The organism is Vibrio sp. PNB23_22_6 (assembly GCF_052877535.1).
Genome location: NZ_JBNFXP010000009.1, coordinates 56550 through 69758, shown reverse-complemented (window position 1 = coordinate 69758; position 13209 = coordinate 56550). Strand labels below are relative to the sequence as shown.

Below are 13209 nucleotides of genomic sequence, written 5' to 3'. Positions count from 1 at the left end.
TAAGAAATTGGTGATGATGAAGGAAAAAGCAATGAAATGGCTATCGAAGAGTTGGGCAGTTGCCGTCGTGTTGCTGGTGGGGTGTGCGGGTCGTGATGAATTTATTCCACCCGAGCCAAACACAGAGGAATACGCGCCACCAGTGTTGGATTACACCTTGCCAGAGACCAAGTCCGGCAGCCTTTATCGTCACCAATACACAATGACGTTATTTCAAGATCGCCGAGCCTACCGAGTCGGTGATGTTTTGACCGTGCAGCTCTTTGAAGAAACCTCTTCAAGTAAGAAGGCAGGCACACAGTTTGGCAAAAGCTCAACCGTAGACTTTGCCGCGGCAACCATTGGCACCCAAACCATTGATGAGCTAGGCGTGAGTATTGATGGCAGCCGCAACTTTGATGGCAGTGCATCCAGCTCGCAAGGCAACAAATTACAAGGTGCGATCACCGTGACTGTGCATGAGGTATTGCCAAATGGTGTGCTTCGCATTAGCGGTGAAAAATGGCTGCGACTCAACCAAGGCGATGAATTTATCCGGCTCACAGGCATTGTGCGCGTTGATGACATCAACCGCAGCAACCAAGTTTCTTCTCAGCGTATTGCTGATGCTCGTATTACCTACGCAGGTCGCGGCGCATTAGCCGATAGCAACGCAGCCGGGTGGCTGACGCAGTTCTTCAACAGCCCATGGGTACCATTCTAATGAAGTCTATTAACGCATTTTTTACTTCTTTTCTATTGGCTTTGTCCTTGGGACTTCCTGCCACTTCACAAGCTGAAGTGGAAATTCCGATCATGGATTTGGTGGATGTTCAGGGCATCCGAGAAAACCAATTGGTTGGTTACGGTTTAGTGGTGGGTTTGGCCGGTCAAGGTGACCGTAACCAAGTGAAATTCACCGCTCAATCCATTACCAACATGCTGCGCCAATTTGGGGTTCAGATTGATGACAGCATGAACCCAAAATTACGTAACGTGGCGTCCGTAAGCGTTACCGCATCCGTTGACCCAATGGCTGGCCCAGGTCAAACACTGGATGTAGTGGTTTCCTCTATCGGTGATGCGAAAAGCTTGCGTGGTGGCACATTACTGTTGACGCCACTGCGCGGTATTGATGGCGAAGTGTATGCCATCGCTCAAGGCAGTGTGGTGGTGGGGGGCTTATCCGCCGAGGGTAAAAGTGGCTCTAAGGTAGAAGTAAACACACCAACCGCAGGTCGCATTCCAAATGGTGCAACGTTGGAGCGAGAAATCGAAACTGACTTTAACCAGCGTGACGAAATTACTTTGAATCTACGCAAACCAAGCTTTACGACAGCAAAGAACATCGCCCGTGAAATCAACAATACCTTTGGCCCAAATGTGGCAAAAGCGATCAACAAAGCGCGTGTAGAAATGCGTGCGCCAATGGATACCCAACAGCGTGTCACCATGATGTCGATGTTGGAAGAAATGAGCGTGGAAGAAGGCCGTAAACCGGCTCGAATCGTATTCAACTCTCGTACGGGTACTGTGGTGATTGGTAAGAATGTTAAGGTTGGTGAAGCGGCAGTAAGCCACGGCAACTTGACCGTTCGAATCTCCGAATCTCAACAAGTCAGCCAGCCTAACGCGTTTGCTGATGGTGAAACCAAAGTCGTGGATCAAACCCAAATCGAAGTAAACGAAGATCAGGCGCAAATGGTGATTTGGCCTCCGGGTACGGAACTGAACACCATTGTCAACGCTGTAAACAGCTTAGGTGCTACGCCAACGGATCTGATGTCGATTCTGCAAGCATTGAACGAAGCGGGTGCGCTTAATGCTGAACTTGTGGTGATTTAAGGAGTTAGCGATGAAGTTAGATACGAGCGGCGATCAAGCTCAACTCAATACCATGCTGTATCACGACAACAGTGCCCTAGCGAGCATCAAGAAAAGTCGCGACCAAGAAGGTGCTCTTGAAGTGGTTGCGGGTCAATTCGAGGCGATGTTCCTACAAATGGTGCTGCGTCAAATGCGCAGCAGCAGTGATGTATTGGCCGACAAAGACAGCCCGTTTGCTAGCCAGCAACAAGGCGTGTTTCGCGATATGTACGATGGACAATTAGCGATGGAGTTGGCGAAAAAACAGAACTCCGGTATCGCCAATATGCTGATCCAGCAACTTAGCCCTTCAATGCGCGAAGTGGCGTTCGACCAATCACGCAATGTCTCTCCAGCAAACGATGGAAAAGAGGTCAGTCTTGAACGCAAATCACAACTTGAAAAGGGTGACATCGCGATGACAACCGATGCAGTTAATCCCATGCAGCAAGCGGTCGCCTCTGTTAAACAAGTGCTCGGTGAAGCCGGAATGACGACCGCGTTTACTCAGCCGCTGATTAGGAAAATGGAGCTGTAAATGAACCTTGTGAATATCGCCCTTTCAGGCTTAAACGCGAACCGTGTGGCGTTGGATGTGACCGCGCAAAACGTGGCTAATATCAACACACCGGGATACAGCCGACAACAAGCGCTGATGGCATCCGTTGGTGACGGTAAGTACAACAAACTCAGCCCTGGCATGGGTGTTGAAGTGACGAGTATTCGTCGCGTAACGGACCAGTTCTTGGTTAAGCAAACATGGTCTACTAACAGTTTAGCGGCTTATTCGGCAGGCTATACCAGCGCGATGAGTCAGCTTGAGAACACGCTTGGCGCTGATGGATTCAGTGTTTCAGCAGGTTTAGATTCCTTTAACGCCGCACTTAATGATGCCACGGTAAAACCGGAATCGATTCCATACCGTCAGCAAATCATTAATGAATCAGAAGCGTTAGCGCGTCGTTTCAATACGCTAACTGAGTCTCTTCATAATCAACACAAAGACATGAGTGACCAGCGTACTGCGGCGTTGAACCATGCCAATAGCTTGATGGCGAACATTGCTGATGTGAACAAGCAGATAGTCGAGATGCAAGGCATAGGCGGTAACCCAGCTCAATTGATGGATACTCGTGATGCGTTGATTGGCGAACTTTCTCAGATTGTTGAAATCAAAACGACCGACCAACCAGACGGCAGCATGCAAGTGACACTGGCTTCTGGTCAGCCATTGGTGATGGGATCGGATTACGGTCAGCTAGCGGCAAAACCAAACCCAACTGACCCATATCTTGCCGATTTGAGTGTCGATTTTGCATCGCAAAGCTTTGTCATTGACCACTCGGTAGGCGGCAAGTTGGGTGCGATTAACGATTATCAAACCGAAGTGCTAAAGCCAAACCAAGTTGCTTTGGATGACATGGCTAAAGCGTTGGCGGATGAATACAACGCAGTGCTGGCAACAGGGCAAGATCTCAACGGCAATCCGGGCACACCATTGTTTAGTTACGATCCTGCAAACCCTGCTGCAAGCCTAACCATTACCGATATCAGCGCGGAAGAATTAGCATTCTCCAGCGACGGCACGCCGGGTAATGCGGATGTATTGAATGACCTGATTCAACTTAGCAATAAGCCGGTTTCAGTCACTGGCTATGGTTCGCTGAGCTTGAACGATGCGTTCACCGCAATGGTCGGTGAAACAGCGATCAAAGCACGCCAAGCAGAAGCGGATTACGAAGCCAAAGCCGCAATGAACAAACAAGCGCATGCGGCGCGCGACAATGTTAGCGCCGTTAACAGCGATGAAGAAGCGGCAAATCTGATGACATTCGCTAACGCACACAACGCCAACATGAAAGTTATTAGCACCGCTAACCAGCTCTTCGACTCTGTATTGCAGTTATTCTAAAAGGAACCCGAGATGCGAATCAGTGACAGTCAATTTAGCCAGTTGATGCTGCAAAGTCTGCAAACCAACAACGCAGGTTTAGGGCATGTTCTTCAACAAATGGCCACGGGTGACCGATTAACCAAGCTTTCTGATGACCCAATGGCGTCGATTAAGCTGCTGAACCTTGAGCGTGAAAACAGCGCGATCGGCCAGTATCAAAGTAATATCGCCAACCTGAAAACCACACTTTCTGCCCAAGAAACCCACTTGGACTCCATTAATGAAAGCCTAAAGAGCGTGCGTGATTTGGTGCTTTGGGGCGCGAACGGCACATTAACCGATGAAGACCGCAGTGGCATGATCATCGAGCTAAAAAGCTACCGTGATTCGATTGAGTCTTCATTCAATGCCCAAGACGAAGAAGGCCACTACCTGTTTTCAGGTACTCAGACGGACAAGCCTGCGGTGAGTAATGCTGGTGGTGCGTACCAAGTTGATGGCAACAGCGACAAACGCGTGGTAACCGTTGCAAAGGGCGTGACCATGGATTCCAATATGACGGCAAAAGAGATCCTGGAACTTGGTGGTGGCGATAATGTGTTGAACCAAATCGACGTTTTGATTGCGGAATTTGAGAACCCGAGTCCGAATTTTCAAGCGGAGGTAGACGCGAGCTTATCTGCGATTGATGATACCTTGGCGAACGTACTGGGAGCGATGACAGAAATCGGTGGTCGCCATAACAACCTTGACCTAATGGACAGCGCACACGGTGAAAACAAACTGTTCGTTGACAAGGTGACCAGTGACTTATCGGCATTGGATTACAGTGAAGCATCAGTACGTTTAAGCAACTACATGGCCGCGTTACAAGCAACGCAAGCTAGCTACGTGAAGATCAACGATCTCAACCTGTTTGATCGTATTTAAGGAAGTTTTGTATGGTGATGAGCACAGTAGAGGTAAGACCCCATAGCATACGCTTAGGTGGGCAAGAACAAGCCTCTATCATGCCAACCCGCTCAGCGGATTCGAGCAGTGCGATTAAGCCGCGTCCTACGCAAGTTCAGGCTGACACCGCGTCAGCCTATTCTGTTTCCGGTATTCAGCTTACTCAAGGTCAGCAACAAGCAACAGCGGTACAAATTGCCTGTAAATCGTTGCAAGTGATTGGTAAGGAGCTGACTCAAATCAAGCGAGGTTTGACACAAGCCGTCAACCAAGGTGCACAGAATGTCCCTGGTCTGCAAGAAGGGCTCGTTCGTTCTAAAGCATCGATTCAACAAGTGGTTGAGCAAGCTCGTTTTGATGGGCAGAAAGTGATTGATAACGAACTGCACCTCAAGCTGGATAAAGCGGATATCCGTCGATTCTCGATCCCCGGTTTGAACGTGCATCGTTTGAGTGAGAAAGCTGAGCAAATCCGCTTGGACTTTCCGCAAGGCCAATCGGTGATGATCCAATTCGATGGTCAAGCCGATGGTGCACGTACCGTGAAAATGCTCGACCGCAGTTTGATTGCGATGGGCATGCGAGCATCACTGGCAGAAGATGGCACCATCTTGTTTGAAGCGCACGAGACTGCATATCAACAAATGCAGCAAAAAGTGTTAGTGACGGGTGAAGGTCATCGTTTTCCTGCAGGGCAAGCGAATGTGCTGAACCTAAAATCAGAACCGGATGGCATCGCTGAGTTAAGCTTTGATTTAGGCTCTCGTGATGGCATCAAACAGACCATCGCCAAAGTGAACCAGCATATTAGACAAGTGCAAAACAGCTTGGAAGAAGCCAAAGTGTTTCACGGTGAATTGAACTTACAAATGCGCTCTGTGCAGAGTCAATCTAACCAGATGAGTGTTGCTGATGTAAATGCGAAGCTCGATGACTTTATGGCAAGCTCAGGCCAGTTTAGCTCGACATTCCAAGCGCTCAATGCACAAGCGAATGTGCGTCGCCATACCGTGGTGGCGCTGTTGAAATAGCCCTTCAAGAACACTCCAAGATTCCCTTCTCAATTCACCAGTGGTTGCGTAACCTAGAAACGAGTTGGGAATCACCGCTATATAATCCTGAACTCTATTCCACTTGTTCCACCGATTCCGCCACTGAGCGATGCAGTTTTTGGAATAACCATCCCAATCCAATCAGTGATGCGCCTAAGCCTAAGAAGCTGATCGCACGCCAGAAACCATCCAGTGAGCTTACATCCCACAAGAACACCTTCAGCGCGACACACGCTAACACTGCCAGACCAATACGCTGAATTGTCATTGCTTTACGTGTTGCGCCTACCCAAGTCAGTATGCCACCGACAATCAACCCGGCAATCGAGTAGGTAAAAAGCTCAGCCATGCCAGTCGGTTGAGCTAGGGTCATCGAGACAGGTTGCCAGAACTGACGAACCGACATACCTAGCCAAGCGGTCGCTAAGATAAGCCCAAAACTTGCGACTACAGGGCGCGGGATCTGTAATGTGTTCCAACGCTTGTAAGTGGTGACTAGTAAAATAACCGCAGGCAGCAGCCATCCGAGTGACAGCATGTTGAATACAGGCATAGACTCCGCGGAAACATTATTGATCATCAACGGCGACTCAAGGCTATTGAGTAGCATCATCAATACAACAAAGGTGCCCCAAAGCAGGTAGCTGTAAGCTTGATAAACCCGTGCTAGTTTCTGCGCAAACTGGCTGCGATAGCTATAAACCAAACCCATCACTAATGCTTGGTTAGCAAACACAATCGCCGAAGTGAAATCGATGTCGCCAAGGTAGCCGTATTGCCCTGTCAGCCAGTAGTTGGTTTGGGTGAACACCGCCATCAAGAACACATGTAAGAACGCACCTTCAAACCAATTGGCGAGCTCTGTATCTGAGCGATGCAATACGGTACGTGCGTAAGCAAGAATTGCCAAAGAAGGCAGATAACTGATCAGTACCCAAGCCCAGTGACCAGCATTGACAGGCTGCCACTGTGGAATAAAAGGTAATAAGGTCAGACGAACGACCAAGATGCCCATTGCGACTTTCACGGCCCAATTGGCAGGGCGGAACAGGTTAATTTGAGTTTGCAGCGCCATTACCGCCACTTGGATCGAAATGGCAGTGGTGAACCAAGTGTCACTTAGCCAAACAAAAGCCGTTCCGGCAATGATGGCATGCATGATGGCAGAACATTCCAGTGCTACAGCTTGAAGACGGTGTCCAAGTACTAGGTAATAAAATGCGACGAGTGCGGTGAATGCGGTCCAACCCAGAACGTGACGGCCCATAAACTCATCGGCGTAGAGCAAAGTTATCAGCGCCATTGATGGGGCGAGGACAAGCAACAACATCAGCGCGATTGGTGAACGATCACCAGCAAGGGTTTGGCAAAGTGTTCGTAGTGCGGTCAAAGTAATGCTGACTGCCAATGCCACTAATACCCATGTTTGTGCGTCGGGCATGTAAATGGACTCTAGTGCAATGGAGAGCAGAAAAATTGCGGTTGCGGTAATCAACGTGCTTGGAAGGAATAAGCGTAAAGACCAACTTTGGCGAATCGCAGGTAGCCAGATTAATGCCAGCAGAAACGTATATAGATACAGCATTTGTGTGATATTAATTGTCGGCATCCGAGCGAGTGCAGACAGCATCAAAAGAACAAGTGTCAGTGCGATGGCTGTTGGCGGATGCGTCCACTTGCCGTGGCAATGACGATAACGTGGATGGAGTGCCCACCCCAGCCTTGGTACAGCAAAGACCAGATATAAGGTTAATGATAGGAAGATACCCAACCATGAGAATAACGTGTCAGTTGGCAGGCGTTCGATCAAGACCAACATCCACAACAGGTGAGGGATAGTAATACTAGGCGACAGCCACGCTCGCTGGACGGATTGCATCAATAAGGTCGCGGCGAAGGATATTGCGCTGATGTAGCTCGCCAATAGGTAGTAATTGGGCTCGGTTCCTGCAACCCACAACGGCGCTGAATATCCACCAATGAGACCAAGCACAGCCATCAACGGGCCTTGGCGCAGAGACAGCGCAAGACTAGAGAAAGCGGCACCCGCTAGGATAACTAAAGAAACACTCGGCAATAGCAGCTGATAAAAAACAAAGGCAAAAATGACGGTGCAGTAAACGCCAGTTAAGCCTGTTCCGGCAATGGCAGCGGGGACATACGTAAAGCCGTGAGCTCGTTTGGCACGCTCGGGGTTTTTCTGCTCTTTGCGGTGGAACCATTCGCCTGCGAGGACGGTGGCAAGGGAGAGCGAGAAGGCAATGGTGACGCGCATCAGAGGGGAGAGTTCAATATGACTGCCAATCACTTGCACTAAATAGCCACCACCAATCAGCATGGCGATCGCGCCAACCCAAACTAACCAGTTCTCTTGAATGTTGGCTAGTAACTTATTGGCTTGTTTTTCAAACACCGACTCGTTGATTTGATTAAGGCGAGCAATATGAACGTCATCGGAGTCTGGATTGCAAGGTTCAAATATTAGTTTTTGCTGATGTTGCAATTGTTCGTTGACGGCGAGTTCTTGGATAGGATCTGACGCGATCTCAAGATCATCTAAGGTGGTGAATGCATTCGATGAAGAGGGCGATGACTCAACATTTGACGTCGGTTCAAAGCGTTGCTGGCTTTGAGGTGTGACGCACTCGGAAAGGCTTGAGCGTAACTCAGCTAACTCTTTATGCAGTTGAGATATTTCATCTTCCAATCTCGACACTCGGCCGACCGCCTTCAATGTAATGAGCATGGCGAAAAATGCCAAAATCACCGCTAATAAGGTAAACAACGCGTACTCCCTATCTAACAATGATGACGAATGTTCTGATTTGTCATCGCTTGTATTATTAAAGGTTAGTCCACTGTGTTACAGGCGAGCGAAATGTACAACATGGGTCGTAAAATTTGGGAGATGAGCGATTCATTATTAATGAATGGCAATGAAAACTGACAGCTTACCAATAGTGGGCTAAGTTCAAATTTTTCAATTATTTTAATTTCTTAGCGAATTAACTCTTATTAAGCAGCAAACTCTTGTGCTTGTTTGTGTGCGTTGAAAGAAGAGGTAACTGGCGCATCAAAGACGAAAATATCCTTGATGCGACTTCGTGTTTTATGATTCAGATTTAGTTAAGTTTACCCTCATCTAACGCTGCACTGACCCAAACCAGAGGTGCATTCCAGTTGATGGTGATCTCATTGAGCGACCAGGCATTGATATTGTCTTTGTAACAGGTTTGACCGATACAATTGCCTTTCATGCCCGCGGCAATAGGGTCACTAAAGTTGATGGAGTTTGGCCCTCCAATCAGCGCACCGGGTGCAGGTGCGGGTGAATTTTCATCAACGGCTTTTGCCCAGAAGCGGTGATGTGGATTTTGCGCTGCGCGAGTGCCGTAGCCTGTGACATATGAGATGTTCATTGGGTTTGCGCCCAGTACATAGTCCATCGCGTTGGCTACGGATTTCAAGTAGCGTATATCTTGGCTAAAGTCGTTGGCATAGATAAGGAAAATGCTGCGATTTACAAGGTTGGAATTTGAACCCCAAGGGTAAGACTTCACGCTGTAAGGAATGTGGTAGCCTTCATTTTTCATCTGGCCTACGTATTGGTTTGCGGTGTGGATAATCGCCTGACGTGCCTTAAGGGTCACGCCCTCTCCCAAGGTATGTGGCACAACCGCTAAACTGATGGTGCCAAGTGGCGCAGTATATTGCCAGAAGATGTCGCCATCGGTGGCCTGATTACCTTTTGGTGTTTCTAGGTAGTGAGGTGAAGCTTCTAGGAAGGCTTTATAGTTAGGGTTTCCTGTCGCAATAAAGAGCTCAGTTGCCGCCCAGTAAAAATCATCGCTTAGTGACAGATCATCATAAGGGCCAGAGCCGGTAAAGTTGTCATAAGCATAGATCTCAGGTAAGCGATTTGCCGCTTTCCAAGCGTTTTCAGCCGCCGTTAAACACTGTTTGGAGAAGCTCGCATCGATGTTTTTCCAGATACGTGAACATTGAGCACCAATTGCGGCAAGGTTGAGTGTTGCTGCTGTACTTGGCTGACCAACATAACGTTTTTGAGTGTCTTTGTGTGGAGGGAGAGGCATCCCTGTCCATACTTCATCGGCAATTTTATGGAACGCTAGGTGTGAACCATCAACTTTGCTCAGTTGCAACTTTTTGCCATCTGACTGGTCACCAATTGGCGCATACACCATTTTGCCTTGCGGAATTTGCATTGCAAGCATGAACTCTATATTCCAACGTGCTTCAGAAAGCAGCGCATTGACCCCGTCTTGTGGCTCAGGAATTTTTGCCGAGCCATCAGAGAATGGCAGCGCAGCGCCCTCGACCCATGTGCCACGTTCGTACAAATTTAGCAGGGTCCATGTCGTGATGCCGCTATTCACCGTGTATTTACCGTGATCGCCAGCATCATACCAGCCACCCGTGACGTCAATCGAAAAGTCACAGCCAGGCCAGTCATTGCCCCATGCGTCTTGCTTGTCGTAGCAGGTGACAATATCTTTAGTATGGCCAGCAGGTCTTGCTAGGTCGTCCCGTTGGACATATTGTGGCTTAATCTCAATACCACTGCGGTTTTGGTAAAAATAGGAAAACGCGTCGTGCTTCAATGAGTGGTAGATGTCATTGCGAATATCAAACGGGAACCCCGTTTCGTCATCAACGGTGATGGTCAGCCCTTTTTGCTGTGTGGTGTAATGAGACAGATCGATGCGGTGCAGATTTTCACCCGAGGCTGTATTGAGGCCAAACGGCGTGGTTTGGCCTAGGTCAATACTGATACCTTGTGCATTTTTAAGTGTCCAACGCAGTGGTTCCGTAGATTCAGACGCCACGAAAATAAATTTGTCGGCCTTTGGCAAAAAACCAACCTGGTTTTGACGAATTGGTGAGGTTTCTGCGATATGAATATACGGCTTACCGTCAATGGAAACGTTGGTGATACAAATGGTGGCAGGCTTCTGTGCGCCCATTTGGAACTGAAACTCACCGCCAGCGTCGCTATCGTGCTGCTGAGTAAATTGATAGCGATAAGACTGTGTGGTTTTACCAATCCGCGTGTCTTCAGTAAAGTAGTGAGTATAAGGAGGACCTTCATGTTGAATTAGGGTTTTAACCTGAGTATCGACATCGGCTCTCGCATCGAAACTGATGGTGTACTCTTGGCCTTTCTCAAGCCCCACACCACCGTGGCCTAAAATAATGCTCCAAGCATTGGTGCCAGGATTGGTTATCTCCATGCACGCTTCGTCGCCACTGGTGTCAATCGAGCCCCCCGCTGTCCACCAGCCATCGATGCCATTGGTAAAGTTGCCATTTCTAATCATTTCATCTGCTTGAGAAGCAGCGGTGAATGACAGTGAAATAACAAGGGATATGAGCGTCATATTCTGTTTTTTCATAGTGCCTCCGTATTCATTAAAGTAAGCTTACAAGGGCAATGTGTGGTTGGATATTGAACGATATGTGATTGTGAACTTGGTGGGCTTTGGTTTTCGAGTTCGTGATTGCACTTGCGAGATTAGGCCAGTACATGAATCAGTTTCATCGCAAAATGGATTATTGTGGGTCAGTAAATGGAAGTTTAATGAGGTCGTATAAAAAGCACTAAGGCTCGATTATAGTCTCAAGTCATTGTCCATGTTGAGATTGCCATTTGCCGTTTTGGCATGGCGAGGCGGGTATTCGAGTGTGTAACCGCATTGGTAGAATATTTTTGACTACGCCCTCGTTTTTCACTGTACTAGTATGGAAAGGTATCGAGAAGGTGCAGGGTTCTGGAGATAAGTGCAGGCGATTGGGTGCGGAAAAGAAGATAGGTTATTTCTAAATTTTCGCATTGACGTCAATGTTAAGGATCGCAACAATGCGCCATTATTCCACTTCAAGGCTACATTATGGCACCGCAGACTAACCGAAAAGACTTACACCTAGACGCTGTTTTACATCATGACATGAGTATGAAACACAAAACAGCGGGTTTCGAGTCTGTCGAATTTGAACATTGCGCTTTGCCAGAATGTGATTTTAAAGGCATCGACTTATCTACAGAATTCTTAGGTCACCAACTGGCGTTGCCATTTCTTATTAGCTCAATGACGGGCGGCGCGAAAGAGGCCGAGATCATTAACTGCCGCTTGGCAGAGGCTGCGAGTGAAATGGGTATTGCGATGGGGGTTGGTTCGCAGCGCGTAAGCTTAGAAGACAGTTTACATTCAGGGTTAGGTAAAACCATTCGTGACCTAGCTGATGGCGTGCCTTTGTATTCCAATTTAGGTGCCGCCCAACTAAGAGATAAACAGCGTCTCGACAATGCACAACGCGCAGTCGACTTCATTCAAGCCGATGCATTGTTTATACACTTGAACCCAATGCAAGAAGCTTTGCAGCAAAATGGTGACTACAACTGGATTGGCGTGCTTAAGTCGATTGAGCAGTTAAAGCAACGCATTGATGTGCCGATGATCGTCAAAGAGGTCGGTTTTGGTATCAGCGGAGCGGTTGCCACACAATTGGTCGACGTTGGTGTGGATGCGATTGATGTCGCGGGGGCTGGTGGTACAAGCTGGTCTGCCGTCGAGGGTTATTGCCAGACTGACAGTAAAATGCAGCATGCAGCAGAACTCTTCCGTGATTGGGGTATGCCTACCGCACGATGTTTAGCGCAAATTCGAGGTCAATACTCAGAGTTACCATTGATTGCTTCTGGTGGGATATACAATGGACTTGAAGCAGCAAAAGCCATTCATCTAGGTGCAAACCTTGTTGGTCAGGCAGGCGCAGTATTGAGAGCTGGCACAATCAGCACACAAGCAGTAGTTGAACACTTAGAGCAAATGGCACTTGAGTTGCGTTTATCTTGCTTTGGCACCGGTTCGGTGGACCTTAAAGCATTAGTTCAAGCTCGACGGATGCACAAACAAACGCTCTATTAACGCATCGAAGTTGACTGAATTAAAATTGTCGATTTTTTAACACTGGCAGTGATAATTTCGGTATATTTCATTCACTGTTTGTAACTGGGCACTTAATTTTATGAAAAATCTGGTACTGCTACTGTTGGCATCTTCCGCTCTTACCGCGTGTTCTGATGAAGTTGGCACCGAAGGCTGGTGTAACGATATGAGCGACAAAGCAAAGACAGAGTGGACCACTGACAATGCTTTGGATTTCGCTAAGTATTGTGTCCTTCAAGATGGCATTGGCAGTGAGCAGTGGTGTAAAAACCTGAAAGACAAACCAAAAGGTGAATGGACGGCGAATGAAGCGACAAGCTATACCAAGCACTGCATTTTCTAAATAAGCTATTCCTATGCGCTATAGCACAGGATGAATCATTACCACGCCGAGCATCACGCTCGGTTTTTTTTCAACTATACCTATGTATGTTGAGGTTGCTTGGGTATTTGGCTTTGTGCTGACGGACATGAACGCAATGCGTTGCTGCTGAGCCCA

Annotated in this window: 10 protein-coding genes; 8 read left to right on the top strand and 2 right to left on the bottom strand. The window is 48.0% G+C overall.

Features of this window, described 5'->3' with window-relative positions; translation table 11 throughout:
- Positions 1–31: 31 nt before the first annotated feature.
- From flgH to ACVA54_RS09515, 6 genes are read left to right on the top strand one after another with little or no spacing between them, the layout of a single operon-like run.
- The gene (flgH, locus tag ACVA54_RS09540; protein WP_099078265.1) at positions 32–703 is read left to right on the top strand and encodes a flagellar basal body L-ring protein FlgH; all 672 of its coding nucleotides are present in this window, start codon (positions 32–34) and stop codon (positions 701–703) included.
- Positions 703–1824, top strand: coding sequence for a flagellar basal body P-ring protein FlgI (locus ACVA54_RS09535; protein ID WP_182852673.1), 1122 nt, complete (start codon positions 703–705; stop codon positions 1822–1824). The genes flgH and ACVA54_RS09535 overlap by 1 nt, the downstream gene beginning before the upstream one ends.
- Positions 1825–1834: 10 nt before the next feature.
- Positions 1835–2383: a rod-binding protein gene (locus ACVA54_RS09530; protein WP_099078263.1), complete on the top strand. Its 549-nt coding sequence runs from the start codon at positions 1835–1837 to the stop codon at positions 2381–2383.
- A complete protein-coding gene (flgK, locus tag ACVA54_RS09525) occupies positions 2384–3757 on the top strand; it encodes a flagellar hook-associated protein FlgK (protein WP_446580629.1) in 1374 nt (457 codons plus the stop codon).
- 12 nt (positions 3758–3769) lie between these two features.
- The gene (gene flgL / locus ACVA54_RS09520) at positions 3770–4669 is read left to right on the top strand and encodes a flagellar hook-associated protein FlgL (RefSeq protein ID WP_099078261.1); all 900 of its coding nucleotides are present in this window, start codon (positions 3770–3772) and stop codon (positions 4667–4669) included.
- Positions 4670–4680: 11 nt separating this feature from the next.
- Positions 4681–5721 (top strand): flagellin, encoded by a 1041-nt coding sequence (locus ACVA54_RS09515; protein WP_099078260.1) that lies wholly within the window; start codon positions 4681–4683, stop codon positions 5719–5721.
- 94 nt (positions 5722–5815) lie between these two features.
- On the opposite strand, the gene ACVA54_RS09510 is transcribed toward ACVA54_RS09515, so the two are convergent.
- Both ACVA54_RS09510 and ACVA54_RS09505 read right to left on the bottom strand, forming a co-directional pair.
- A complete protein-coding gene (locus ACVA54_RS09510; protein ID WP_446649568.1) occupies positions 5816–8488 on the bottom strand; it encodes a DUF2339 domain-containing protein in 2673 nt (890 codons plus the stop codon).
- A gap of 376 nt (positions 8489–8864) precedes the next feature.
- Positions 8865–11156, bottom strand: coding sequence for a glycoside hydrolase family 9 protein (locus ACVA54_RS09505; RefSeq protein ID WP_119464312.1), 2292 nt, complete (start codon positions 11154–11156; stop codon positions 8865–8867).
- A 495-nt stretch (positions 11157–11651) separates the two neighbouring features.
- On the opposite strand from ACVA54_RS09505, the gene fni reads away from it, so the two are divergent.
- Both fni and ACVA54_RS09495 read left to right on the top strand, forming a co-directional pair.
- A complete protein-coding gene (gene fni, locus ACVA54_RS09500; RefSeq protein ID WP_119464313.1) occupies positions 11652–12689 on the top strand; it encodes a type 2 isopentenyl-diphosphate Delta-isomerase in 1038 nt (345 codons plus the stop codon).
- A gap of 100 nt (positions 12690–12789) precedes the next feature.
- Complete coding sequence (locus ACVA54_RS09495; protein WP_099078257.1) at positions 12790–13053, top strand: DUF3012 domain-containing protein; 264 nt, start codon at positions 12790–12792, stop codon at positions 13051–13053.
- Positions 13054–13209: the final 156 nt, after the last annotated feature.

Bases quoted from the DNA above. Each gene is read 5' to 3' on its own strand.
- fni (WP_119464313.1), top strand. From the start codon at position 11,652: ATGGCACCGCAGACTAACCGAAAAGACTTACACCTAGACGCTGTTTTA.
- ACVA54_RS09530 (WP_099078263.1), top strand. From the start codon at position 1,835: ATGAAGTTAGATACGAGCGGCGATCAAGCTCAACTCAATACCATGCTG.
- ACVA54_RS09495 (WP_099078257.1), top strand. From the start codon at position 12,790: ATGAAAAATCTGGTACTGCTACTGTTGGCATCTTCCGCTCTTACCGCG.
- ACVA54_RS09505 (WP_119464312.1), bottom strand. From the start codon at position 11,156: ATGAAAAAACAGAATATGACGCTCATATCCCTTGTTATTTCACTGTCA.
- ACVA54_RS09515 (WP_099078260.1), top strand. From the start codon at position 4,681: ATGGTGATGAGCACAGTAGAGGTAAGACCCCATAGCATACGCTTAGGT.
- flgL (WP_099078261.1), top strand. From the start codon at position 3,770: ATGCGAATCAGTGACAGTCAATTTAGCCAGTTGATGCTGCAAAGTCTG.
- ACVA54_RS09535 (WP_182852673.1), top strand. From the start codon at position 703: ATGAAGTCTATTAACGCATTTTTTACTTCTTTTCTATTGGCTTTGTCC.
- ACVA54_RS09510 (WP_446649568.1), bottom strand. From the start codon at position 8,488: ATGCTCATTACATTGAAGGCGGTCGGCCGAGTGTCGAGATTGGAAGAT.
- flgK (WP_446580629.1), top strand. From the start codon at position 2,384: ATGAACCTTGTGAATATCGCCCTTTCAGGCTTAAACGCGAACCGTGTG.
- flgH (WP_099078265.1), top strand. From the start codon at position 32: ATGAAATGGCTATCGAAGAGTTGGGCAGTTGCCGTCGTGTTGCTGGTG.